22 protein-coding genes are annotated in these 23,939 nt (G+C 53.9%); 18 read left to right on the top strand and 4 right to left on the bottom strand.

What is annotated here, in order from left to right; genetic code table 11:
* Window positions 1–8 precede the first annotated feature (8 nt).
* The 4 genes from NA624_RS11670 (at window position 9) to tldD (ending at window position 7,558) form a co-directional block, all read left to right on the top strand.
* The gene (locus NA624_RS11670; protein ID WP_000210306.1) at window positions 9–602 is read left to right on the top strand and encodes a Maf family protein; all 594 of its coding nucleotides are present in this window, start codon (window positions 9–11) and stop codon (window positions 600–602) included.
* The gene (rng, locus tag NA624_RS11665) at window positions 592–2,061 is read left to right on the top strand and encodes a ribonuclease G (RefSeq protein WP_000123188.1); all 1,470 of its coding nucleotides are present in this window, start codon (window positions 592–594) and stop codon (window positions 2,059–2,061) included. Before NA624_RS11670 ends, rng begins: the two co-directional genes overlap by 11 nt.
* A gap of 106 nt (window positions 2,062–2,167) precedes the next feature.
* Window positions 2,168–5,968, top strand: coding sequence for an AsmA2 domain-containing protein YhdP (yhdP, locus tag NA624_RS11660; protein WP_001253511.1), 3,801 nt, complete (start codon window positions 2,168–2,170; stop codon window positions 5,966–5,968).
* 144 nt (window positions 5,969–6,112) lie between these two features.
* Window positions 6,113–7,558 (top strand): metalloprotease TldD, encoded by a 1,446-nt coding sequence (gene tldD, locus NA624_RS11655; RefSeq protein ID WP_000055936.1) that lies wholly within the window; start codon window positions 6,113–6,115, stop codon window positions 7,556–7,558.
* A gap of 121 nt (window positions 7,559–7,679) precedes the next feature.
* Here tldD and aaeR read toward each other — a convergent pair whose 3' ends face one another.
* Window positions 7,680–8,609 carry an HTH-type transcriptional activator AaeR gene (aaeR, locus tag NA624_RS11650; protein ID WP_000440300.1) on the bottom strand — a complete coding sequence of 310 codons (930 nt, stop codon included), beginning with the start codon at window positions 8,607–8,609 and terminating at the stop codon, window positions 7,680–7,682.
* Window positions 8,610–8,790: 181 nt separating this feature from the next.
* Here aaeR and aaeX point away from each other — a divergent pair, with 181 nt between their 5' ends.
* The 4 genes from aaeX to NA624_RS11630 all read left to right on the top strand — a co-directional run bounded on the left by aaeX (window position 8,791) and on the right by NA624_RS11630 (window position 12,351).
* Window positions 8,791–8,994, top strand: coding sequence for a p-hydroxybenzoic acid efflux pump operon protein AaeX (gene aaeX, locus NA624_RS11645; RefSeq protein WP_000051840.1), 204 nt, complete (start codon window positions 8,791–8,793; stop codon window positions 8,992–8,994).
* Between the two features lie 7 nt (window positions 8,995–9,001).
* Window positions 9,002–9,934 (top strand): p-hydroxybenzoic acid efflux pump subunit AaeA, encoded by a 933-nt coding sequence (gene aaeA / locus NA624_RS11640; protein WP_000855134.1) that lies wholly within the window; start codon window positions 9,002–9,004, stop codon window positions 9,932–9,934.
* A gap of 5 nt (window positions 9,935–9,939) precedes the next feature.
* The gene (aaeB, locus tag NA624_RS11635; protein ID WP_000510913.1) at window positions 9,940–11,907 is read left to right on the top strand and encodes a p-hydroxybenzoic acid efflux pump subunit AaeB; all 1,968 of its coding nucleotides are present in this window, start codon (window positions 9,940–9,942) and stop codon (window positions 11,905–11,907) included.
* A 171-nt stretch (window positions 11,908–12,078) separates the two neighbouring features.
* The gene (locus tag NA624_RS11630; RefSeq protein ID WP_001103887.1) at window positions 12,079–12,351 is read left to right on the top strand and encodes a barstar family protein; all 273 of its coding nucleotides are present in this window, start codon (window positions 12,079–12,081) and stop codon (window positions 12,349–12,351) included.
* A 59-nt stretch (window positions 12,352–12,410) separates the two neighbouring features.
* Here NA624_RS11630 and yhcN-B read toward each other — a convergent pair whose 3' ends face one another.
* The 3 genes from yhcN-B to argR all read right to left on the bottom strand — a co-directional run bounded on the left by yhcN-B (window position 12,411) and on the right by argR (window position 13,879).
* Entirely contained in the window at window positions 12,411–12,677 is a 267-nt protein-coding gene (gene yhcN-B, locus NA624_RS11625; RefSeq protein ID WP_000853277.1) for a DUF1471 family stress response protein YhcN-B, read from the bottom strand.
* Window positions 12,678–12,780: 103 nt separating this feature from the next.
* Window positions 12,781–13,044 carry a peroxide/acid stress response protein YhcN gene (yhcN, locus tag NA624_RS11620; protein WP_000695693.1) on the bottom strand — a complete coding sequence of 88 codons (264 nt, stop codon included), beginning with the start codon at window positions 13,042–13,044 and terminating at the stop codon, window positions 12,781–12,783.
* A gap of 364 nt (window positions 13,045–13,408) precedes the next feature.
* Window positions 13,409–13,879 carry a transcriptional regulator ArgR gene (argR, locus tag NA624_RS11615; RefSeq protein ID WP_001257852.1) on the bottom strand — a complete coding sequence of 157 codons (471 nt, stop codon included), beginning with the start codon at window positions 13,877–13,879 and terminating at the stop codon, window positions 13,409–13,411.
* Between the two features lie 414 nt (window positions 13,880–14,293).
* Between argR and mdh the strand changes: the two genes are divergently transcribed.
* The 10 genes from mdh to NA624_RS11565 all read left to right on the top strand — a co-directional run bounded on the left by mdh (window position 14,294) and on the right by NA624_RS11565 (window position 23,916).
* Entirely contained in the window at window positions 14,294–15,232 is a 939-nt protein-coding gene (gene mdh, locus NA624_RS11610) for a malate dehydrogenase (protein WP_000861586.1), read from the top strand.
* Between the two features lie 119 nt (window positions 15,233–15,351).
* Entirely contained in the window at window positions 15,352–15,981 is a 630-nt protein-coding gene (locus NA624_RS11605) for a GntR family transcriptional regulator (RefSeq protein ID WP_000723776.1), read from the top strand.
* A complete protein-coding gene (locus NA624_RS11600; protein WP_001171581.1) occupies window positions 15,968–16,633 on the top strand; it encodes a GntR family transcriptional regulator in 666 nt (221 codons plus the stop codon). Before NA624_RS11605 ends, NA624_RS11600 begins: the two co-directional genes overlap by 14 nt.
* Window positions 16,634–16,843: 210 nt before the next feature.
* The gene (locus NA624_RS11595; RefSeq protein ID WP_000433390.1) at window positions 16,844–18,112 is read left to right on the top strand and encodes an SLC13 family permease; all 1,269 of its coding nucleotides are present in this window, start codon (window positions 16,844–16,846) and stop codon (window positions 18,110–18,112) included.
* Window positions 18,113–18,144: 32 nt separating this feature from the next.
* Window positions 18,145–19,044 carry a L(+)-tartrate dehydratase subunit alpha gene (gene ttdA / locus NA624_RS11590; RefSeq protein ID WP_000045349.1) on the top strand — a complete coding sequence of 300 codons (900 nt, stop codon included), beginning with the start codon at window positions 18,145–18,147 and terminating at the stop codon, window positions 19,042–19,044.
* Complete coding sequence (gene ttdB / locus NA624_RS11585) at window positions 19,044–19,661, top strand: L(+)-tartrate dehydratase subunit beta (protein ID WP_000162406.1); 618 nt, start codon at window positions 19,044–19,046, stop codon at window positions 19,659–19,661. Before ttdA ends, ttdB begins: the two co-directional genes overlap by 1 nt.
* A gap of 156 nt (window positions 19,662–19,817) precedes the next feature.
* The gene (locus NA624_RS11580; protein ID WP_000180123.1) at window positions 19,818–20,060 is read left to right on the top strand and encodes an oxaloacetate decarboxylase subunit gamma; all 243 of its coding nucleotides are present in this window, start codon (window positions 19,818–19,820) and stop codon (window positions 20,058–20,060) included.
* Between the two features lie 15 nt (window positions 20,061–20,075).
* Entirely contained in the window at window positions 20,076–21,851 is a 1,776-nt protein-coding gene (gene oadA, locus NA624_RS11575) for a sodium-extruding oxaloacetate decarboxylase subunit alpha (RefSeq protein WP_000150483.1), read from the top strand.
* Window positions 21,852–21,863: 12 nt separating this feature from the next.
* Window positions 21,864–23,165: an oxalacetate decarboxylase subunit beta gene (locus tag NA624_RS11570; protein WP_000444883.1), complete on the top strand. Its 1,302-nt coding sequence runs from the start codon at window positions 21,864–21,866 to the stop codon at window positions 23,163–23,165.
* Window positions 23,166–23,184: 19 nt separating this feature from the next.
* Entirely contained in the window at window positions 23,185–23,916 is a 732-nt protein-coding gene (locus NA624_RS11565; protein WP_000602024.1) for a triphosphoribosyl-dephospho-CoA synthase, read from the top strand.
* Window positions 23,917–23,939: the final 23 nt, after the last annotated feature.

Raw genomic sequence — 23,939 nt, 5'->3', positions numbered from 1 at the left:
AGGTCGATATGACAACTCTGTATCTTGCTTCCGGTTCCCCGCGTCGCCAGGAATTATTGACTCAACTTGGATTTTCATTCGAGCAGGTCGTGCCTGGTATTGAAGAGCAACGGCGTGCTCAGGAAAGCGCGCAGCAGTATGTTGTTCGGCTGGCGCGCGAAAAGGCGCAGGCTGGCGTGGCGCTGGTTCCCCGTGATCTGCCGGTGTTGGGCGCGGATACGATAGTCGTGTTAAATGGCGAGGTGCTGGAAAAGCCGCGCGACGCCGCTCATGCCGCAGAAATGCTGCGTTTGCTTTCCGGAAATACGCATCAGGTGATGACTGCTGTTGCGCTTGCGGACTCGCAGCAGACGCTGGATTGTCTGGTGGTAACGGAGGTGACTTTCCGCACGCTTTCTGCGCAGGATATTACTGGCTATGTCGCCAGCGGCGAGCCTTTAGATAAAGCAGGTGCATACGGTATTCAGGGGCGGGGTGGCTGTTTTGTCAGGAAGATAAATGGCAGCTATCACGCCGTGGTCGGCTTACCGCTGGTTGAAACGTATGAGTTGTTGAGTCATTTTAACGCACTGCGTGATAAAAGGGATAAACATGACGGCTGAATTGTTGGTAAACGTAACGCCATCGGAAACGCGCGTGGCGTACATTGATGGCGGTATTCTTCAGGAAATCCATATTGAGCGCGAAGCGCGACGCGGAATCGTAGGCAATATCTACAAAGGTCGTGTAAGTCGTGTACTTCCAGGTATGCAGGCGGCTTTTGTAGATATTGGGCTGGATAAAGCCGCATTTCTTCATGCTTCCGACATTATGCCGCATACCGAATGCGTGGCGGGCGACGAGCAAAAACAGTTTACGGTGCGCGATATCTCCGAACTGGTGCGTCAGGGACAGGATCTGATGGTGCAGGTAGTGAAAGATCCGCTCGGCACGAAAGGCGCGCGTTTGACCACGGACATCACGTTGCCCTCCCGTTACCTTGTTTTTATGCCCGGGGCGTCACACGTTGGCGTTTCCCAGCGTATCGAAAGCGAAAGTGAACGCGAGCGCCTGAAAAAGGTGGTGGCGGAATACTGCGACGAACAGGGCGGGTTTATTATCCGTACTGCGGCGGAAGGCGTGTGTGAAGAGGATCTCGCGTCTGACGCCGCCTATCTCAAGCGCGTCTGGACGAAAGTCATGGAGCGCAAAAAGCGTCCGCAAACGCGCTACCAGATGTATGGCGAACTGGCGCTGGCGCAGCGCGTGCTGCGCGATTTCGCCGATGCGCAGTTGGACCGAATTCGCGTCGACTCACGTCTGACCTATGAGTCGCTGCTGGAGTTTACCGCAGAATACATCCCGGAAATGACCAGTAAGCTGGAGCATTACAGTGGCCATCAGCCGATCTTCGATCTTTATGACGTGGAAAATGAAATCCAGCGCGCGCTGGAGCGTAAGGTTGAACTCAAGTCCGGCGGTTATCTGATTATCGACCAAACCGAAGCGATGACGACGGTAGATATCAATACCGGCGCGTTTGTCGGACACCGTAATCTCGACGACACCATTTTTAATACCAATATTGAAGCGACTCAGGCCATTGCCCGCCAGCTACGCCTGCGTAATCTGGGCGGCATTATCATTATCGATTTTATCGACATGAATAATGAAGATCATCGCCGCCGGGTGCTGCATTCGCTGGAACAGGCGTTAAGTAAGGATCGCGTGAAAACCAGTATTAACGGTTTTTCGCCGCTGGGGCTGGTGGAAATGACCCGTAAACGGACTCGTGAAAGCGTGGAACATGTGCTTTGTAACGAGTGTCCAACCTGTCATGGCCGCGGGACGGTAAAAACGGTGGAAACCGTCTGCTATGAGATCATGCGTGAAATTGTACGTGTTCATCACGCTTATGACTCCGATCGCTTCCTGGTTTATGCTTCTCCTGCGGTGGCGGAAGCGCTGAAAGGCGAAGAATCACACGCGCTGGCGGAAGTCGAAATCTTTGTCGGCAAACAGGTTAAAGTTCAGGTCGAACCGCTTTATAACCAGGAGCAGTTTGACGTCGTAATGATGTAAAAGACCGCGACCCGTACGAGCATTTGCAGGCCGGATAAGGCGTTCACGCCGCCGTCCGGCAAAGCAAGGGTGTGAGTCGTATTTTTTGGCAGACAAGGAGAGACGCGTGAGGCGATTGCCGGGGATTTTATTGCTCACTGGAGCCGCGCTCATCGTCATTGCAGCGCTGCTGGTTAGCGGGCTGCGCCTGGCGTTGCCTCATCTTGACGCCTGGCGTCCAGCTATCCTGAATAAGATTGAGTCTGTGACCGGCGTGCCGGTGGCCGCCAGCCAACTCTCCGCAAGCTGGCAAAATTTTGGCCCTACGCTGGAAGCGCATAATATTCATGCCGCCCTGAAAGATGGCGGTGAACTGTCGATAAAACGCGTTACGCTGGCGCTGGACGTCTGGCAAAGCCTGTTGCATATGCGCTGGCAGTTTCGCGACCTGACCTTCTGGCAACTCAATTTCCGCACCAACACGCCTCTTCAAAGCAGCGACGGCGAAGGCATCGAAACCAGCCGTTTAAGCGATCTTTTCCTGCGGCAGTTCGATCATTTCGATCTGCGCGATAGCCAAATCAGTTTTCTGACGCTTTCCGGACAACGCGCGGAGCTGGCGATCCCACAGCTTACCTGGCTAAACGGCAAAGAGCGACACCGCGCCGAAGGCGAGGTCAGCCTCTCCAGCCTGACCGGGCAGCACGGCGTGATGCAGGTGCGGATGGATTTACGCGATGACGACGGTTTGCTGAATAACGGCAGAGTCTGGTTACAGGCCGACGATATTGACGTCAAGCCGTGGCTGGGCAAATGGATGCAGGATAATGTGGCGCTCCAGACGGCGCGTTTCAGTCTGGAAGGCTGGATGACGCTCAGTAAAGGCGAAATCGCCGGAGGAGACGTCTGGCTGAAACAGGGCGGCGCAAGCTGGCTGGGCGATAACACGACGCACACGCTGTCTGTCGATAACCTGACGGCGCAGATTAGCCGTGAGCAGCCGGGCTGGCAGTTTTATATTCCGGACACACGGATTACGCTTGATGGTAAATCCTGGCCGAGCGGAGCCTTAACAGTGGCCTGGCTCCCGCAGCAGGACGTCGGCGGCGAGAATCACACACGTAGCGATGAGCTACGCATTCGCGCCAGTAACCTTGAACTGGCGGGGCTGGAAGCATTACGTCCGCTGGCGGCTAAACTGTCGCCTGTGCTGGGCGAAATATGGCAGGCTACGCAGCCGAGCGGAAAGATCGCCACACTGGCGCTGGATATTCCGCTACAGGCGACCGAAAAAACGCGTTTTCAGGCATCGTGGGAAAATCTTGCCTGGAAACAGTGGAAGCTGTTGCCCGGCGCGGAACATTTTTCCGGTACGCTGGCGGGAAGCGTAGAAGACGGGCAGATGAAGGTTGCGATGCAGCAGGCTAAAATGCCCTATGAAACCGTTTTTCGCGCGCCGCTGGAAATTGAAAACGGCGTCGCGACGCTTAGCTGGTTGAAGAATGAGAACGGCTTTCAGCTTGATGGCCGCGACATTGACGTCAAAGCAAAGGCGGTACATGCGCGCGGCGGGTTCCGCTATCTGCAACCGACGGGCGACGAACCGTGGCTGGGCATTCTGGCCGGCATCAGTACCGACGATGGATCTCAGGCGTGGCGCTATTTTCCGGAAAACCTGATGGGCAAAGCGCTGGTCGATTACCTTAGCGGCGCGATTCAGGGCGGCGAGGCGGATAACGCCACGTTGGTTTACGGTGGTAACCCGCACCTCTTTCCCTATAAGCATAACGAAGGTCAGTTTGAAGTGCTGGTGCCGCTGCGCAATGCGACGTTTGCCTTTCAACCCGACTGGCCGGCGCTAAAAAATCTCAACATTGAACTGGATTTCCTGAACGACGGCCTGTGGATGCGTTCGGATAGCGTCGATTTGGGCGGGGTGAAGGCCAGCAAACTCGCGGCGGCGATTCCGGATTATTCCAAAGAGAAACTGCTCATTGATGCCGATATTAACGGGCCGGGAAAAGCCGTTGGGCCTTATTTTGACGAGACGCCGCTAAAAGACTCGCTTGGCTCGACGCTGGCGGAGCTCCAATTAGATGGCGATGTGAATGCTCGCTTACATCTTGATATTCCGCTGGATGGCGAACAGGTTACCGCTGAGGGCGATGTCTCGTTGCGTAATAACAGTCTGTTTATTAAGCCGCTAAACAGCACGCTCAAAAATCTGAACGGTAAATTCAGCTTTGTGAATGGCGCGCTAAAAAGCGGGCCGCTGACGGCAAACTGGTTTAATCAGCCGCTTAACCTGGATTTCAGTACGACGGAAGGGGCAAAAGCCTATCAGGTCGCCGTCAACCTGAACGGTAACTGGCAGCCAACGCGTATGGGCGTCTTACCGCCGCAACTGAATGACGCCCTGAGCGGCAGCGTGACGTGGAATGGTAAAGTCGGCATCGATCTTCCGTATCACGCTGACACCACTTATCACATCGAGCTGAACGGCGATCTGAGAAATGTGAGCAGTCACTTACCTTCTCCGCTAAATAAACCCGCAGGCGAAGCCATTCCGGTGAACATTCAGGCTGACGGCAACCTGAAAAGTTTTGCGCTAACGGGGAGCGCAGGGAGTAAAAATCACTTTAACAGCCGCTGGTTATTAAATCAGAAGCTGACGTTGGATCGGGCTATCTGGACGACGGACAGCCGGACGATTCCGCCATTACCTGCTCAACAAGGCGTTGAGCTCAATCTGCCGGCGCTGGATGGCGCGCAGTGGCTGGCGTTATTCCAGAAAGGCGCGGCGGATAACGTGAGCAGTTCGGCCGAGTTTCCTCAACGCATCACGTTGCGTACTCCCGCGCTATCGCTGGGCGGCCAGCAGTGGAACAATTTGAGCGTCGTTTCAGCCCCCTCGCTGAACGGAACAAAAATTGAAGCGCAGGGCCGTGAGGTGAACGCCACGCTGCTCATGCGCAACCATGCGCCGTGGCTGGCGAACATTAAGTACCTGTACTACAACCCTGGCGTCGCAAAAACGCACGCCTCGTCACCCACGCCGACATCGCCGTTGGCTTCGGCGAACACGATTAGCTTCCGCGGCTGGCCGGACTTACAGCTTCGCTGCGAAGAGTGCTGGCTGTGGGGGCAAAAATATGGGCGTATTGATGGCGATTTCGCCATCAAAGGCAATACGCTGACTCTGGCGAATGGCCTGATCGATACCGGATTCGCCCGTTTGAAAGCGAACGGCGAGTGGGTGAATGCGCCGGGTAATGAACGAACCTCGCTGAAAGGTAGTCTGCATGGTAGTAACCTCGACACGGCTGCCGGGTTCTTCGGCATCTCGACGCCAATCCAGAACGCGTCTTTTAACGTAGATTACGATCTGCACTGGCGAAACCCGCCCTGGCAACCTGAGGAAGCCACGCTCAACGGGATTTTACGCACGCGTCTGGGCAAAGGCGAGTTTACTGATCTCAGTAGCGGTCATGCCGGACAGTTACTGCGGCTGCTCAGTTTTGATGCGTTGCTGCGTAAGCTGCGGTTTGACTTCAGAGATACCTTTAGCGAGGGCTTCTATTTCGACTCTATTCATAGTACCGCGTGGATTAAAGATGGCGTCCTGCATACTGACGATACGCTGGTGGATGGGCTGGAAGCGGATATTGCAATGAAAGGTTCTGTTGATCTGGTGCGTCGTCGTCTTGATATGGAGGCCGTTGTCGCGCCGGAAATTTCCGCCACCGTGGGCGTCGCTGCCGCGTTTGCCGTTAACCCGATTGTCGGCGCGGCGGTATTTGCCGCCAGTAAAGTGTTGGGGCCGCTATGGAGCAAGGTCTCCATTTTGCGTTATCGCATTACCGGTCCGGTCGATGCGCCGCAGATCAACGAAGTTCTGCGCCAACCGAGAAAAGAAAGCCAGCAATGATTTGACGGGGGCGAGGAATTGCCCCACTCTCAGTAAATAGTCATGCCGGACGGCGCTGCGTTTATCCGGTTTGTACAATCTAACAACGTAGTCCGGATAAGGCGTGAACCGCCATCCGGCAGAAATCAACGAGTAGCAAAAACGATGAGTCTGAACCTGGTAAGTGAACAATTGCTAGCGGCGAATGGCCTGAACCATCAGGATCTGTTCGCTATTTTGGGCCAACTGGCCGAACGCCGTCTTGATTATGGCGACCTCTATTTTCAGTCGAGCTATCACGAATCCTGGGTTTTAGAAGACCGCATCATTAAAGATGGTTCATATAATATCGACCAGGGCGTTGGCGTTCGCGCCATTAGCGGCGAAAAAACCGGTTTTGCTTATGCTGACCAGATAAGCCTCCTGGCGCTGGAGCAGAGTGCGCAGGCAGCGCGAACCATTGTACGCGAGAACGGCGAAGGCAAGGTAAAAACGCTCGCCGCCGTAGCGCATCAGCCGCTCTACACCACCCTTGATCCGCTGCAAAGTATGAGCCGCGAAGAGAAGCTGGATATCCTCAGACGCGTTGATAAAGCGGCGCGAGAAGCCGATAAACGCGTGCAGGAAGTTAACGCCAGCCTGACCGGCGTATATGAATTAATCCTCGTGGCGGCGACCGACGGGACGCTGGCGGCGGATGTCCGTCCACTGGTGCGGTTGTCCGTTAGCGTGCAGGTGGAAGAAGACGGTAAACGCGAGCGCGGCGCCAGCGGCGGCGGCGGTCGCTTTGGTTATGAGTATTTTCTTGCCGATCTCGACGGCGAGGTTCGCGCCGACGCGTGGGCGAAAGAAGCGGTACGCATGGCGCTGGTTAATCTCTCCGCGGTCGCTGCGCCAGCGGGGACGTTACCGGTGGTTCTGGGCGCCGGGTGGCCGGGCGTATTGCTGCACGAAGCGGTCGGGCACGGGCTGGAAGGTGATTTCAACCGTCGTGGGACGTCTGTGTTTAGCGGTCAGATCGGCGAGCAGGTTGCCTCCGCGCTTTGCACCGTAGTGGACGACGGCACAATGATGAACCGTCGCGGCTCCGTTGCTATCGATGATGAAGGTACGCCAGGCCAGTACAACGTATTGATTGAAAATGGCGTACTGAAAGGATACATGCAGGACAAGCTGAACGCGCGCCTGATGGGCGCTGCGCCGACCGGTAACGGGCGTCGCGAATCTTATGCGCATCTGCCGATGCCGCGTATGACGAATACCTATATGTTGGCGGGGCAGTCAACGCCGCAGGAAATTATCGAATCCGTTGAATACGGCATCTATGCGCCTAACTTTGGCGGTGGTCAGGTGGATATCACCTCCGGCAAGTTTGTGTTCTCTACCTCGGAAGCGTATCTGATTGAAAACGGCAAAGTCACGACGCCGGTGAAGGGCGCGACGTTGATTGGATCAGGCATTGAAACGATGCAACAGATCTCCATGGTCGGCAACGACCTTAAGCTGGATAACGGGGTGGGGGTTTGCGGTAAAGAGGGTCAAAGTCTGCCGGTAGGCGTAGGCCAGCCGACGCTGAAAGTCGATAACCTGACGGTTGGCGGCACCGCATAACTGTCCGCCTTATCAGGCCTGTGGTGTGTGCCGCCCAGGCCTGATAAGCGCAGCGCCATCAGGCAATGTCTGCGTCGGGTGGCATCTGGCTACAATCGTCTTCAGCAATTACCCGGTGTTTTTATTTTTCTTTCCCTCGCCCGTGCATCCCCTGAAACAGGTGTGCGACATCGACAAAATAGTCAGTTAACGCGTTAATCACTACCTGCACTTTAAGCGGCAGCTTATCTTTTTCGGTGTACAGCGCGTACACCGGACGAGGATCGGACTGATAGCGAGGCAGCAGGATCTCCAGATCGCCACGATTGATCTCATCGATCACCCACATCAGCGGCACATAGGCGATTCCGGTTCCGGCGGTCAGCCAGCGTACCAGCGTCATCGGATCGTTAGTGACGAACCGCCCCTGTGGAATCAGTCGGGTAGAAATTCCTTCCGGCGCGATAAGTTCAAACTCATTATCCGGGCGCACGCTATATTCCAGCCAGGAATGGCTACTGAGATCGGCGGGTTTTTCCGGGACGCCGTACTGAGCGAGGTAGGGCTTGGCGGCGCACACAACCATCGGCATCGCGCCAAGTCGACGGGAAAACAGGCTGGAGTCTTGCAGCGCGCCCACGCGGATCACCACGTCCAGCCCGTCGGCAATTAAATCCGGAGCCGGAATTCCTGTCACCAGATTGACCGCCAGACCGGGATACTCTTTTAATAATTTTGCGGTAAGCCCGGCCAGCACATTTTGCGCCATGGTTGAAGAACAGCCGATACGCAATGTACCGATAGGCGTGTTATTAAAAGCGTAAAGCTGCTCGTGAACATCCTGCACTTCATGCAGCATACGACGACAGCCCTGATAATAGATTTTTCCAGCCTCGGTGAGCCCAATGCTGCGTGTACTGCGGTTGAGCAATTTGACCTGAAGCTCATCTTCCAGTTTCGCCACAGTCTGGCTGATGGACGATACGCTCATTTGCAGCTGTCTGGCTGCGGCGGTAAAAGAGCCAAACTCGACAACTTTGGCGAATACCGACATTCGTTTTAATCGTTCCATTATTCACTCTGGCTTAAAAGTGATTTAGATCACATAATATAGATAACAGCATAACAATTACGTTAATATACTATTATTCGAATAAGAGCTATGTCGCTCTCGCCTGGCGTCTCTTGCCCTTCTCTGCGGCGATGTAGCTTAACAATCTATCGCCTGCTCTCTCTCAGAAATCAAGGTCAACATGAGTCTGTTTCCCGTTATCGTGGTGTTTGGTCTTTCCTTCCCACCGATATTTTTCGAATTGCTTTTGTCACTGGCTATTTTTTGGCTGGTGCGTCGGATGCTTGTGCCGACGGGTATCTATGATTTTGTCTGGCATCCGGCTTTGTTCAATACCGCGCTGTATTGTTGTCTGTTTTATTTAATATCGCGCCTGTTCGTTTGAGGTTGAAGTGAAAACACTAACAAGAAAACTCTCCCGTACGGCCATTACCCTCGTACTGGTTATTCTGGCCTTTATCGCCATTTTCCGCGCCTGGGTGTATTACACCGAATCTCCCTGGACGCGCGACGCGCGTTTTAGCGCCGATGTCGTCGCTATTGCCCCGGATGTCGCGGGCCTGATTACCCATGTAAACGTGCATGATAACCAACTGGTGAAAAAGGATCAGGTCCTGTTTACCATCGATCAGCCACGCTATCAAAAAGCGCTGGCGGAAGCGGAAGCTGATGTAGCCTATTATCAGGTCCTGGCGCAGGAAAAACGCCAGGAAGCCGGTCGCCGTAATCGCCTCGGCGTACAGGCGATGTCCCGGGAAGAGATCGATCAGGCGAACAATGTCTTGCAGACTGTACTGCATCAACTGGCTAAAGCCCAGGCGACGCGCGATCTGGCTAAACTCGATCTGGAACGCACCGTCATTCGCGCGCCTGCCGACGGCTGGGTGACTAACCTCAATGTTTATGCCGGTGAATTTATTACCCGTGGTTCCACAGCCGTCGCCCTGGTGAAAAAGAACTCTTTTTACGTGCAAGCCTATATGGAAGAGACCAAGCTGGAAGGCGTGCGTCCGGGATATCGTGCCGAAATCACGCCGCTTGGCAGCAACCGGGTATTAAAAGGTACCGTCGATAGCGTGGCGGCAGGGGTAACGAATGCCAGCAGTACCAGCGATGCGAAAGGGATGGCGACGATAGACTCTAACCTCGAATGGGTGCGTCTGGCCCAGCGTGTCCCGGTGCGCATCCGGCTCGACGAGCAGCAGGGGAATTTGTGGCCTGCCGGTACGACGGCAACCGTCGTGATCACCGGTAAGCAGGATCGTGACGCAAGCCAGGACTCCTTCTTCCGTAAACTGGCGCACCGGCTGCGCGAATTCGGTTAATCGTCATGGGCATTTTCTCCATTGCCAACCAGCACATTCGTTTTGCGGTAAAGCTGGCGTGCGCCATTGTGCTGGCATTATTTATCGGCTTCCATTTTCAACTGGAGACGCCGCGTTGGGCGGTGCTGACCGCCGCGATCGTGGCGGCAGGCCCGGCATTTGCCGCCGGCGGGGAACCCTATTCCGGCGCTATCCGTTATCGCGGAATGTTGCGTATTATCGGGACGTTTATTGGCTGTATCGCCGCGCTTATCATTATTATCTCTATGATCCGCGCGCCGCTATTGATGATTCTGGTGTGCTGTGTCTGGGCCGGTTTTTGTACCTGGATCTCCTCTTTAGTACGGATCGAAAACTCTTATGCGTGGGGACTGTCAGGTTATACTGCGCTGATCATTGTGATTACCATTCAGACGGAGCCGCTGCTCACGCCGCAATTTGCGCTTGAGCGCTGTAGCGAAATCGTCATCGGCATTGGCTGCGCTATTTTAGCGGATCTGCTTTTCTCGCCGCGATCGATAAAGCAGGAGGTTGATCGCGAACTGGACAGTTTACTGGTAGCGCAATATCAGCTAATGCAACTTTGTATTAAGCATGGCGACAGCGAAGAAGTCGACAACGCCTGGGGCGATCTGGTGCGACGCACGGCGGCGCTGGAGGGGATGCGAAGTAATCTGAATATGGAATCTTCGCGCTGGGTACGCGCTAACCGCCGCCTGAAAGCGTTGAATACGCTTTCGCTCACGCTGATTACGCAATCCTGTGAAACTTATCTTATTCAAAACACGCGGCCGGAACTGATTACCGATACATTCCGGGAACTGTTCGAGACGCCGGTTGAAACGGTACAGGACGTCCACAGGCAGTTAAAACGGATGCGGCGTGTCATTGTCTGGACCGGCGAGCGCGAAACGCCCGTCACGCTTTATAGCTGGGTAGGCGCTGCGACGCGCTATCTGCTGCTTAAACGCGGCGTGATCAGCAACACCAAAATCAGCGCGACGGAAGAAGAGATCCTGCAAGGCGAACCCGTGGTTAAAGTGGAATCCGCTGAACGTCACCATGCGATGGTGAACTTCTGGCGCACCACGCTTTCCTGCATTCTGGGAACGTTATTCTGGCTCTGGACCGGCTGGACATCGGGTAATGGCGCGATGGTGATGATTGCCGTGGTGACCTCGCTGGCGATGCGTTTACCCAATCCGCGCATGGTCTGCATTGATTTTATTTATGGCACTCTGGCGGCGTTGCCGCTGGGATTGCTCTATTTCCTGGTGATTATTCCCAATACGCAGCAAAGTATGCTGTTGTTATGTTTGAGCCTGGCGGTATTGGGGTTCTTTATCGGCATTGAGGTCCAGAAACGGCGTCTGGGGTCGATGGGGGCGCTGGCCAGTACGATTAACATTATTGTGTTGGATAATCCGATGACGTTCCATTTCAGCCAGTTCCTCGACAGCGCGTTGGGGCAAATTGTCGGCTGTATGCTGGCGTTTATCGTCATCCTGCTGGTGCGTGATAAATCCAAAGATCGAACCGGTCGCGTGCTGCTTAATCAGTTTGTTTCCGCTGCGGTCTCGGCAATGACGACCAACGTGGTACGTCGTAAAGAAAACCGTCTGCCTGCGTTATATCAGCAACTCTTTTTGCTGATGAATAAATTCCCAGGCGATTTGCCGAAGTTTCGCCTGGCGCTAACGATGATCATTGCTCATCAACGTCTGCGCGACGCGCCGATACCGGTTAATGAAGATCTGTCAGTGTTCCACCGTCAGCTTCGTCGTACCGCAGACCATGTTATTTCCGCCGGAAGCGATGATAAACGGCGACGCTACTTTGGTCAGTTGCTGGATGAGCTGGATATCTATCAGGAGAAATTACGTATCTGGGAGGCGCCGCCGCAGGTGACGGAACCGGTTAAACGCCTGACGGGCATGTTACATAAATACCAGAACGCGCTTACCGATAGCTAACCCACAAGAACCGATGCCAAAAGCGTCGGTTTTTTTATGACTATACTTATTTGAGATACAAAAACAGCGCAAGAGTGCTCCGGGGCTAAAAGCGTTTCTGGAAGTGAAACCTCTGCATAATGATGCTTAGTAGTAAAACAGACAATTGTCTGTCGGGGATGGTGGCTGGCTATGAATGTCTATACTTTTGATTTTAATGATATTAAAAACCAAAGCGATTTTTATCGCGAGTTTACGCAGACGTTTGGTCTTGCCAGTGAGAAAGTAAGCGATCTTGATACATTATGGGATGCGGTAATGAGCGATATCTTACCCCTACCGCTAGAGATTGAGTTCGTTCACCTGCCTGATAAACTGCGCAGGCGCTACGGGGCGCTGATTTTACTCTTTGATGAAGCGGAAGAAGAGCTGGAGGGGCGGCTACGGTTTAATGTCCGGCATTGAAAAAGCATAAAAAAGCCCCCGACAGGCGGGGGCAAGTCGTCGGGTTAGACGACGAGGGTTTACTTATACAACTCGGCGGTGGCGTGCCAGTTATCACCTTCTTTTAATTCGATGATGCGATAGCTATTAGCGCCTGCTTTTTCGGCTTTAGCGACGATCTCCTGGCGCATATCCATTGGCGTACTGCCAATCTGCGAGACGGAAATGGTGCCCATCGGTTGCAGATTCTGCGCCTGTTCCGCGTTGACCTGGTGTACTGCGGCATTTGCGCCGAAAGAGAGCAGAGTGGCCAGGCCGAGTGATGCGATAATGTATTTCGTTTTCATGGTCTTTTATTCCTTTATAGGGTCAACCTCGCGGATTAATGGGCTTTTCTTATGCGATATCTCCGCGAAGTAACGACACGTTATATGCGATGGCAGGTGAATTTTATTTGTACAGTTCGGCAGTGGCGTGCCAGTTGCTGCCGCTACGCGCTTCGGTAATGTGGTAGGCCGTAGCGCCTTGTTCATCCGCTTTTTTGCTCAGCATGGCGTTCATATCCATAGGCGATGAGCCGATAGCGCTGACTGAAACCGATCCGATTGCTTCACGGTTTTGCGCTTGCTCTGCGCTGATAGGTTCTGCGGCGAAAGCGCCAAAAGAGAGAACGGACAGAATACTTAATGTTGCAACAGTGGTTTTGATTTTCATGATTTTTACCTCGTCGAATTCCTTTATTGGGGTCTTTGTTTCGTGACCCTCATCACAAAATTAAGTATACACTAATCACGAGATTAATTAATACCACGCTAATTGTTTCTGCTTTTTAAAGACATTAAAAATTTTATTTTTTATAACGTTATGGAATTAAAATTGCTGTTTTTCGCCGATGTCGTTTAAAAAATAAAAGAAAATCAATTGGTTAAAAAATTTGACATTTTGTGCGTTTTTTTGATTTGTCATTCATGTGGTGAATGTTTAAGGGCATGATTTGCCAAATGATAGCCGTACAGGAAAGCGGCGAGGGGAGAGGACAAAAAGGTGCCTCCGCCGTACGACGACGGAGGAAGTGGGACTAGAGCTCTTGTTCAAAAAGTTCCAGAATGGCTTCGTACAGATCTCTTACGGAAAATCCGCTGGCAGGCGTAGTGAAGATAGTATCGTCGCCGGCAATCGTGCCGAGAATACCTTCTGCTTTCCCCAGTGAATCCAGCAGGCGCGCAATGAGTTGTGCCGCGCCGGGGCTGGTATGAATCACCACGACAGCGTCGTTATAGTCGATATCCAGCACCAGATTTTTCAACGGACTGGATGTTGTTGGGACGCCCAGTTCAGCCGGAAGACAGTACACCATTTCCATTTTTGCGTTACGTGTACGCACTGCGCCGAACTTAGTCAACATGCGCGAGACCTTGGACTGATTGATATTTTCAAAGCCCTGATCCTGCAACGCGAGGACGATTTCGCCCTGTGAGCTGAATTTTTCTTCTTTGAGGAGCGCTTTAAACGCTCTTACTAGTTCTTCTTGTTTAGCCGAGCTTCGCATAAGTCACCCGTAATATGGCGGTAGAAACAACATTATTGTGCATACAGATGAATTTTTATGCAAACAGTCTGCCTTGTTTAAGGCTGAAATAATGTTATGAAAGAGCGGAATTTTATCAAATTTCGTTATCAAGAAACATGCCTGTGTCACGCCTCGCAAATAAGATTAAAAGTAAATTAATTGTTATCAAAATGATGTTGTTTTGAGAGGATAGTAGGGTATATTGTCACCACCTGTAGGAACGTTGCTCTCTGGTTGCAGCCGATCCGGATTACGCAAATTAAATGCATAAAAGCCAAAATTGCGCGACTCCGCATTCTTGATGAGTGAGGATTGTAATCATTGAATTTGTGAATTAAGGTCGCCGCCGCGGAGCAATAGACACTTAGCTAATCATATAATAAGGAGTTTAGGATGAAAGTCGCAGTCCTCGGCGCTGCTGGTGGTATCGGTCAGGCGCTGGCATTACTTTTAAAAAACCAACTGCCTTCAGGTTCAGAACTCTCCCTGTACGACATCGCTCCAGTGACTCCCGGTGTGGCCGTTGATTTGAGCCACATCCCCACCGCTGTAAAAATCAAAGGTTTCTCCGGTGAAGACGCAACCCCGGCGCTTGAAGGCGCTGACGTAGTACTGATTTCTGCGGGGGTGGCGCGTAAGCCGGGTATGGACCGTTCCGACCTGTTTAACGTTAACGCCGGCATCGTGAAAAACCTGGTGCAGCAGATCGCTAAAACCTGCCCGAAAGCGTGCGTGGGTATTATCACCAACCCGGTGAACACCACCGTTGCGATTGCGGCGGAAGTGCTGAAAAAAGCAGGCGTATACGACAAAAACAAACTGTTTGGCGTCACCACGCTGGATATCATCCGCTCTAATACCTTTGTTGCAGAGCTGAAAGGTAAGCTGCCAACGGAAGTTGAAGTCCCGGTGATTGGCGGGCACTCCGGCGTGACGATTCTGCCGCTGCTGTCGCAGATTCCAGGCGTAAGTTTTACCGAACAAGAAGCGGCCGAGCTGACTAAACGTATTCAGAACGCCGGTACTGAAGTCGTCGAGGCGAAAGCCGGCGGCGGATCGGCAACCCTCTCTATGGGTCAGGCTGCCGCACGTTTCGGTCTTTCTCTGGTTCGCGCTCTGCAGGGCGAAAAAGGCGTGGTGGAATGCGCCTATGTGGAAGGCGACGGTCAGTATGCCCGTTTCTTCTCTCAGCCGCTGCTGCTGGGTAAAAACGGTGTAGAAGAGCGTAAATCCATCGGCACACTGAGCGCTTTTGAGCAACATTCGCTGGACGCTATGCTGGATACGCTGAAAAAAGATATTCAGTTGGGTGAAGATTTTATTAATAAATAAGCTGTTCCTGCCCGATGCCGGGGCTTTTGCTCCGGCTTCTTTGACTGTAAACAAGCCACGAAATCAAGTACTAAATCTGCTAAACTCCTCACGTCTTATCGGTTATTAACGAGAACGTCGTGAAAAAGATCCAAAGAACGCAAACCCGCGATCACATTACGCAAATGCTTCGCTATGAAATTCTTTCCGGCAATATAAAAGCGGGAGAAGAACTCGCGCAGGAAAGTATTGCGGAGCAGCTTGGTCTTTCACGAATGCCGGTTCGAGAAGCGCTACAGTCACTCGAACAGGAAGGTTTTTTAATCCGACTGCCCAACAGGCACATGCAGGTCGCGCATCTTGAGGCCGATCGCGTGAGTCATATTTTTCGCGTAATTGCCGCGATGGCCGCCGAAATGTTTTCGCTGATACCCAGCGAAGTAGGCGATGCCCTTCTGATACGTGCGCAAGCGCTGGCTGTCGCAGAAGACAAATCCTGCGAACTGGAGTGTCATGCGATGCTGATTTCTTATGTGAATAACCGCTATCTGGAAAAGGTGTATCAGCAGTTCCTGGACGGCTATGTTTCTTATGTTATTTTGCATCTGAAAAAAGATAATCAGGAGTCGGCGCAGCTTTTCGCTGAACTGGCTGACGTCATACGCCAGGGGCGGCGTGATGAGATTGGGCAAGTTATGCAGCGTTATTTCCTCTCTTTAGCAGAAATAATGCGTCAACATATGAAGGATTGGGAAAGTGCAGAAGCCTAAATTAGGGAAGATTAAGCTTCTTTCAGCGAAAGAACAGGTCGCGGCGGTGCTGCGTAAAGCGATTCTTTCGAGGGAGTTAGTGGAAGGGCAGGAGATTACGTTAGAAGGCATTGCCGGAATGGTCGGCGTGTCCAGTATGCCAGTGCGCGAGGCGTTTCAGATTCTGGCGGCGGATGGGCTGATAAAAGTGCGCCCTAATAAAGGGGCGGTGGTGTTGGGCATCAATGAACAAACGATCCGTGAACACTATGAAATTCGCGCGCTGTTAGAAAGTGAGGCGGTGGCTAAAGCTTCTCGTCCCGGCACCGATATCTCGCGGATAGCCCAGGTGCATTATGCCGCTGAAAAGGCTCTCGCGGAAAATAACTCGGCGGAATACTCCGACCTGAATCAGGCATTTCATATGGAAATCTGGAATGTTGCTGGCAACGAAAAAATGAAAATGTTGCTCTGTAATATGTGGAACGGCCTTTCGATGGGCCATAAGGTCACCGAAGAAGAGTATGCCGTGATTTCCATTCAGGAACATAAAAGTATTCTGCAAGCTCTTGAACTTCATGATGAAACATTGGCACGCCAGCGCATGCGCGAACACATTATTCGCTCGATGGAGAATATGCTGACCCGCTATGTTGGTGACCCTTCTGCCTGATCTTTTCGCCTGCGTGAGCATCGCAGGCGCTTCAACCAATTCTTCAATTCTATTAATCACGTCCAGTAACGATCTAACCACGATCTTGATGTAGATCCCACTCCTGCATCTTTCCTGAGAAACGATTTGACTTAGTTTTTGTATGGGAATAATTTCTTCCTGTCAATATTGGATACAATATCATATATCATTGATTGGATAATTATAAATATGGAACCCATTACCCTTACCCTATGTTTATTGGTGTTCGCTATCGTCATGTTTGTATGGGAAAAAGTGCCGCTGGCCGTCACTTCCATGATTGTCTGCGTGGCCTTAGTTATCACCGGCGTTCTGAATATCAAACAGGCCTTTGCTGGCTTTATCGACACTAACGTCATCCTCTTTGTCGCGATGTTTATCGTGGGCGGTGCGTTGTTCGAGACCGGTATGGCAAACAAAGTGGGCGGCGTCATCACGCGCTTCGCGAAAACAGAAAAACAGCTGATCTTCACCATTATGGTGGTGGTGGGTTTGATGTCTGGCGTCCTCTCTAACACCGGTACCGCTGCGGTTTTGATTCCGGTGGTGATCGGCGTGGCGGCAAAATCGGGCTTCTCGCGTTCTCGTCTACTGATGCCGCTGGTTTTCGCCGCTGCGTTGGGCGGTAACCTGTCGTTAATTGGCGCGCCGGGAAATCTTATCGCACAGTCTGCGCTACAGAATATTGGCGGCGGCTTTGGCTTTTTTGAATACGCAAAAATCGGTCTCCCGATGCTCATCTGCGGCATTCTCTACTTCCTGACTATTGGCTATCGCTTTCTGCCGAATAATGCGACCGGCGGTGAGGTGGGGAGCGTCGGGGAGCAACGTGACTACAGCCATGTTCCACAGTGGAAACAACGGCTCTCACTCGTGGTGTTGATCGCAACGATCCTCGGCATGATCTTTGAGAAGAAGATCGGTGTCAGCCTGGCCGTGACCGGTTGTATTGGCGCTCTTGTGCTGGTAGTAAGCGGCGTACTCACGGAAAAACAGGCCTATAAAGCCATTGATTCACAGACTATTTTTATCTTTGGCGGCACCCTGGCGCTGGCAAAAGCGCTGGAAATGACCGGGGCAGGCAAGCTGGTTGCGGACTATGTAATCGGCATGCTGGGGCAAAACTCCTCACCGTTCATGTTGCTGATCGCCGTTTTCGCCTTATCCGTTGTGATGACCAACTTTATGTCCAATACCGCAACGACAGCGCTGTTGGTGCCGGTGAGTTTGTCCATTGCCGCAGGTATGGGGGCCGACCCGCGTGCGGTTCTGATGGCGACGGTCATTGGCGGTTCCTGCGCCTACGCAACCCCTATCGGTATGCCTGCCAACATGATGGTGCTCTCTGCGGGTGGCTATAAATTTGTCGACTACGCTAAGGCCGGTATCCCCCTGATTATCGTTTCAACCATTGTCAGCTTGATCCTGCTGCCAATCCTTTTCCCTTTTCATCCGTAATTAACGGAAGCTGTTCTGACTAAGGAGCATTTATGAGCAAAAGTGAACAGATATCCCATATGACCGACGTTATGGCCAAGTTTGTGGGATATACCGGCAAAGTTTTGCCTGATGATGTCACTGCAAAACTGGAAGATTTGCATAAGAAAGAGACCAGTAAACTGGCCGACGTCATCTTTACTACCATGATTGAGAACCAGCGTCTGGCGAAAGAGCTGGATCGACCTTCCTGCCAGGACACCGGTGTCATTCAGTTTCTGGTGGAGTGCGGGACGAACTTTCCGCTGATTGGCGAGCTGGAAGCGTTGTTGCGTGAGGCGGTGATCAAAGCAACTGTAGATTCTCCGCTGCGCCACAACAGCGTAGAAACTTTTGATGAATACAACACCGGTAAAAACGTGGGTAAAGGTACGCCGACGGTCTTCTGGGAGATCGTTCCCAATTCCGATCAGTGCAGCATTTATACCTATATGGCGGGCGGTGGTTGTTCTCTGCCGGGGAAAGCGATGGTGCTGATGCCGGGTGCAGGCTATGAAGGTGTGACCCGCTTTGTACTGGATGTGATGACCAGCTACGGCCTCAACGCTTGTCCGCCGCTGCTGGTTGGCGTGGGCGTAGCGACCTCTGTTGAAACGGCGGCACTGCTATCGAAAAAAGCGCTGATGCGTCCGATCGGTTCGCATAACGAGAATGAGCGTGCAGCCTCGCTGGAAAAAATGCTGGAAGACGGCATTAACAAAATTGGCCTGGGGCCGCAGGGGATGTCCGGTAATACCTCCGTTATGGGCGTGAACATTGAAAACACCGCGCGTCATCCTTCTACCATCGGCGTGGCGGTAAACGTCGGCTGCTGGTCGCACCGTAAAGGGCACATCGTTTTCGATAAAGATTTGAATTACACCATTACGTCTCACAGCGGAGTGAATTTCTGATGACTAAAAAAATCCTGACTACGCCAATTAAAGATGAAGATTTAGCGGATATTAAGGCTGGCGATATTATTTATCTCAACGGTCATATTGTTACCTGCCGTGACGTAGCCCATCGCCGTTTAATTGAAGGTGGTCGCGAACTTCCGGTAGATGTTCGCGGCGGCGCTATTTTACACGCTGGCCCAATTGTCCGCCCAATTAAAGGCGAAGACGATAAGTTTGAAATGGTCTCCGTTGGACCAACCACCAGCATGCGTATGGAGAAATTCGAAAAAGAGTTTATTGCGCAAACCGGTGTCAAATTAATTGTGGGTAAAGGCGGTATGGGTAAAGGTACCGAAGAGGGCTGTGCTGAACACAAAGCGCTGCACTGCGTATTCCCTGCCGGTTGTGCGGTTGTAGCCGCCGTGTGCGTGGAAGAAATTGAAGATGCCCAATGGCGCGATCTGGGGATGCCGGAAACGCTGTGGGTCTGTCGGGTTAAAGAGTTTGGCCCGCTGATTGTTTCTATTGATACCCATGGGAATAATTTGTTTGAACAGAACAAAATTATTTTTAATCAGCGTAAAGAGCTCATCGCTGATGAAATATGCCAGAACGTAAGTTTCATCAAATAAATCTGATTACGTAAATTGCACGATAATGGTGGTAATACGTTATGACGATAATAATAACCAAGGGCTCTGGCCGGGGGCGGCTCAGGGAAATCCACCCTTATTATTTCATCGTCATAAATAGCCCCATTATCGTGCCTCCTGCCTGAAGGCTATTTTATGACTAATGCAGCTCTGCTATTAGGTGAAGGCTTCACCCTGATGTTCCTCGGCATGGGGTTCGTGCTGGCGTTTCTGTTCCTGCTGATTTTCGCCATCCGCGGCATGTCTGCCGTGATTACTCGCTTCTTCCCTGAACCCGTCGCCGCGCCCGCGCCGCGCGCCGTTCCCGTCGTGGACGACTTCACCCGCTTAAAGCCGGTGATTGCCGCCGCCATTCACCATCACCGCCTTAACGCTTAATTCCCGGAGGGATCCATGACTATTGCCATTACCGATGTCGTCCTGCGTGACGCCCACCAGTCCCTGTTCGCCACCCGCCTGCGTCTTGACGATATGCTGCCGATTGCCGCTCAGCTCGACGACGTGGGCTACGGCTCGCTGGAGTGCTGGGGCGGCGCCACCTTTGACGCCTGCATCCGTTTTCTCGGCGAGGACCCGTGGGTCCGCCTGCGCGAGCTTAAAAAGGCCATGCCCAAAACCCCCCTGCAGATGTTGCTGCGCGGCCAGAACCTGCTCGGCTACCGCCACTACGCCGATGACGTGGTGGAACGCTTCGTCGAACGCGCGGTGAAAAACGGCATGGACGTGTTCCGCGTCTTCGATGCCATGAACGACCCGCGCAATATGAAAGCCGCACTGCAGGCGGTGCGCAGCCACGGCGCGCACGCCCAGGGCACGCTCTCCTACACCACCAGCCCGGCGCACACCCTGCAGACCTGGCTGGACCTGACCGAACAACTGCTGGAAACCGGCGTTGACTCGATTGCCATCAAGGATATGTCCGGCATTCTCACGCCGATGGCCGCCTTTGAGCTGGTCAGCGAAATCAAAAAACGTTTTGAGGTGCGCCTGCACCTGCACTGTCACGCCACCACCGGCATGGCGGAGATGGCGCTGCTGAAAGCCATCGAAGCGGGCGTCGACGGCGTGGACACGGCGATTTCCTCCATGAGCGCCACCTACGGCCACCCGGCCACCGAAGCGCTGGTGGCGACGTTGGCAGGTACTGAGCACGACACCGGGCTGGATATCCTGAAGCTGGAGAGCATCGCGGCCTACTTCCGTGAGGTGCGCAAAAAGTACCACGCCTTTGAAGGCCAGCTGAAGGGCTACGACAGCCGTATCCTCGTGGCCCAGGTGCCGGGCGGAATGCTGACCAACCTCGAAAGCCAGCTGAAGCAGCAGAACGCGGCGGACAAACTCGACCTGGTGCTGGCGGAAATCCCCCGCGTGCGCGAGGACCTCGGTTTTATCCCGCTGGTGACCCCCACCTCGCAGATTGTCGGCACCCAGGCGGTGCTCAACGTCCTGACCGGCGAACGCTACAAAACCATTGCCAAAGAAACGGCGGGCATTCTGAAAGGCGAATACGGCCACACGCCGGTGCCGGTTAACGCCGCGTTACAGGCCCGCGTGCTGGAAGGGGCAGCCCCGGTGACCTGCCGTCCGGCGGATTTACTCAAACCGGAACTGGCTGAACTGGAAGCGGACGTCAGGCGCCAGGCGCAGGAGAAGGGCATCCAGCTTGCGGGAAACGCCATTGACGACGTGCTCACCGTGGCGCTGTTCCCGCAACCCGGCCTCAAATTCCTTGAGAACCGCCACAACCCGGCGGCGTTTGAGCCACTGCCGCAGGCGGAAGCCGCGCAGCCGGTGGCAAAAGCAGAGAAGCCTGCCGCCTCCGGTATCTACACCGTGGAAGTGGAAGGCAAAGCCTTTGTGGTCAAAGTCAGCGACGGCGGCGATATCAGCCAGCTTACTGCGGCTGAACCGGCGGCCTCTTCCGCACCGGTTCAGGCAGCCGCCCCGGCAGGCGCAGGCACCCCGGTCACCGCCCCGCTGGCGGGCAACATCTGGAAGGTGATTGCCACCGAGGGCCAGACGGTGGCCGAAGGCGATGTGCTGCTGATTCTGGAGGCCATGAAGATGGAAACCGAAATCCGCGCTGCTCAGGCCGGGACGGTACGCGGTATTGCGGTGAAGTCCGGGGACGCGGTTTCCGTCGGCGACACCCTGATGACGCTGGCGTAACGGAGAACTGAAATGGAAAGTCTGAACGCCCTGCTTCAGGGCATGGGGCTGATGCACCTTGGCGCAGGCCAGGCCATCATGCTGCTGGTCAGCCTGCTGCTGCTGTGGCTGGCGATTGCGAAAAAGTTCGAGCCGCTGCTGCTGCTGCCGATTGGCTTCGGCGGCCTGCTCTCCAACATCCCGGAAGCGGGCATGGCGCTGACCGCGCTGGAAAGCCTGCTGGCACATCACGACGCCGGGCAGCTGGCGGTGATTGCCGCGAAGCTGAACTGCGCGCCGGACGTGCACGCCATTAAAGAGGCGTTAGCGCTGGCGCTGCCGTCGGTGCAGAGCCAGATGGAGAACCTGGCGGTGGACATGGGCTATACGCCGGGGGTGCTGGCGCTGTTCTATAAAGTGGCGATTGGCTCCGGCGTCGCGCCGCTGGTCATCTTTATGGGCGTGGGGGCGATGACCGACTTCGGCCCGCTGCTGGCGAATCCGCGCACCCTGCTGCTCGGCGCGGCGGCGCAGTTCGGCATCTTCGCCACGGTACTGGGGGCGCTGACGCTGAACTACTTCGGCCTGATTTCCTTCACCCTGCCGCAGGCGGCGGCCATCGGCATCATCGGCGGCGCGGACGGCCCGACGGCGATTTATCTGTCGGGCAAGCTGGCGCCGGAGCTGCTGGGGGCCATCGCGGTGGCGGCGTACTCGTATATGGCGCTGGTGCCGTTAATCCAGCCGCCGATTATGAAGGCGCTGACCACGGAGACGGAGCGGAAAATCCGCATGGTGCAGCTGCGCACAGTCAGCAAGCGGGAAAAAATCCTCTTCCCGGTGGTGCTGCTCATGCTGGTGGCCCTGCTGCTGCCGGACGCCGCGCCGCTGCTGGGGATGTTCTGCTTTGGCAACCTGATGCGCGAAAGTGGCGTGGTGGAGCGTCTGAGCGACACGGTACAGAACGGGCTGATTAATATCGTGACCATTTTCCTGGGGCTTTCCGTTGGCGCCAAGCTGGTGGCGGACAAGTTCCTGCAGCCGCAGACGCTGGGCATTCTGCTGCTGGGGGTGATTGCCTTTGGTATCGGGACGGCGGCCGGGGTGCTGATGGCGAAGCTGCTGAACCTGTGCAGTAAGAACAAAATCAACCCGCTTATCGGTTCGGCGGGGGTGTCGGCGGTGCCGATGGCGGCACGGGTGTCGAACAAAGTGGGCCTGGAGTCGGACCCGCAGAACTTCCTGCTGATGCATGCGATGGGCCCGAACGTGGCGGGTGTTATTGGCTCGGCGATAGCCGCCGGCGTGATGCTGAAATACGTGCTGGCGATGTAATCCAATCTAATCGGGAGCAGTGATTCTGCTCCCGCAAAATGAGGACACAGTAATGAGTGAAATGGTTGCGTTTCGGCAAGGTACATCCATGCCATCCAGAGAAACCATCTTGCATTATGTTGTTGAGACGGTGAATCAGATAACTGAGCTTGAGCCAGCGCTGCATTTGCTGCCGTGGTCTGGCGTCAACTCAGCAATATATGAGCAACGTTTTGCACAGTGTTACGACGAGGGGCTTTGTGCCGCACAGACGTCGGCACCGAATGTTCCGCAGGGGATTCTGCCATCGACCGATTGGGCTCAGGGTATCGGGTTACTCTGTTTTGCCGCAGGATATATGAGCGCAGGCGAGCGGCCATTAACACACAATCAGTTATGCGATTTCGTCAAACAGGCGGCTGTTGGTTTATCGCCGATTGAGGAGGAAGCGGCGAGCGGTTTCTCGACGGTACGTAGTATTGCATTACCCGTATTCAGGCGATTACAACGCGATGGTCACGCGTCTCGGATCCTGCTGTTACAAACGTTGCTGCATCTGGTTGCCTGGAAAAGCGCATCGCAGTATGCGCGTCAACAGGCGCAACGACTGCTCTGGATGGGCGGCATTCTGGGGGAAGGAGGCGAGTCTGGCTTATTGGCACTCGATAAGGCGCTGCGTGAAGAGGCCGTCGGGGAGAAAAGTCTCCCCGCTCTGCTGATTTTCACGAGTTTCCTGGCACATTTTCCGGCAGGGCCAGTCTTTATTGACTAGCCGTCGAACGACGCGGGCAAAAG

Source organism: Salmonella sp. NW38, assembly GCF_051807745.1.
GTDB lineage: Bacteria > Pseudomonadota > Gammaproteobacteria > Enterobacterales > Enterobacteriaceae > Salmonella > Salmonella enterica.
The sequence above is the reverse complement of the archived record's forward strand: the minus strand, read 5'-3'. Positions and strand labels throughout refer to the sequence as shown.

What these genes read in the sequence shown, in the direction of transcription:
- NA624_RS11670 (WP_000210306.1), top strand. Translation starts at nt 9, where the DNA reads ATGACAACTCTGTATCTTGCTTCCGGTTCCCCGCGTCGCCAGGAATTA.
- rng (WP_000123188.1), top strand. Translation starts at nt 592, where the DNA reads ATGACGGCTGAATTGTTGGTAAACGTAACGCCATCGGAAACGCGCGTG.
- tldD (WP_000055936.1), top strand. Translation starts at nt 6,113, where the DNA reads ATGAGTCTGAACCTGGTAAGTGAACAATTGCTAGCGGCGAATGGCCTG.
- aaeR (WP_000440300.1), bottom strand. Translation starts at nt 8,609, where the DNA reads ATGGAACGATTAAAACGAATGTCGGTATTCGCCAAAGTTGTCGAGTTT.
- aaeX (WP_000051840.1), top strand. Translation starts at nt 8,791, where the DNA reads ATGAGTCTGTTTCCCGTTATCGTGGTGTTTGGTCTTTCCTTCCCACCG.
- aaeB (WP_000510913.1), top strand. Translation starts at nt 9,940, where the DNA reads ATGGGCATTTTCTCCATTGCCAACCAGCACATTCGTTTTGCGGTAAAG.
- NA624_RS11630 (WP_001103887.1), top strand. Translation starts at nt 12,079, where the DNA reads ATGAATGTCTATACTTTTGATTTTAATGATATTAAAAACCAAAGCGAT.
- yhcN-B (WP_000853277.1), bottom strand. Translation starts at nt 12,677, where the DNA reads ATGAAAACGAAATACATTATCGCATCACTCGGCCTGGCCACTCTGCTC.
- yhcN (WP_000695693.1), bottom strand. Translation starts at nt 13,044, where the DNA reads ATGAAAATCAAAACCACTGTTGCAACATTAAGTATTCTGTCCGTTCTC.
- argR (WP_001257852.1), bottom strand. Translation starts at nt 13,879, where the DNA reads ATGCGAAGCTCGGCTAAACAAGAAGAACTAGTAAGAGCGTTTAAAGCG.
- mdh (WP_000861586.1), top strand. Translation starts at nt 14,294, where the DNA reads ATGAAAGTCGCAGTCCTCGGCGCTGCTGGTGGTATCGGTCAGGCGCTG.
- NA624_RS11595 (WP_000433390.1), top strand. Translation starts at nt 16,844, where the DNA reads ATGGAACCCATTACCCTTACCCTATGTTTATTGGTGTTCGCTATCGTC.
- ttdA (WP_000045349.1), top strand. Translation starts at nt 18,145, where the DNA reads ATGAGCAAAAGTGAACAGATATCCCATATGACCGACGTTATGGCCAAG.
- ttdB (WP_000162406.1), top strand. Translation starts at nt 19,044, where the DNA reads ATGACTAAAAAAATCCTGACTACGCCAATTAAAGATGAAGATTTAGCG.
- NA624_RS11580 (WP_000180123.1), top strand. Translation starts at nt 19,818, where the DNA reads ATGACTAATGCAGCTCTGCTATTAGGTGAAGGCTTCACCCTGATGTTC.
- oadA (WP_000150483.1), top strand. Translation starts at nt 20,076, where the DNA reads ATGACTATTGCCATTACCGATGTCGTCCTGCGTGACGCCCACCAGTCC.
- NA624_RS11570 (WP_000444883.1), top strand. Translation starts at nt 21,864, where the DNA reads ATGGAAAGTCTGAACGCCCTGCTTCAGGGCATGGGGCTGATGCACCTT.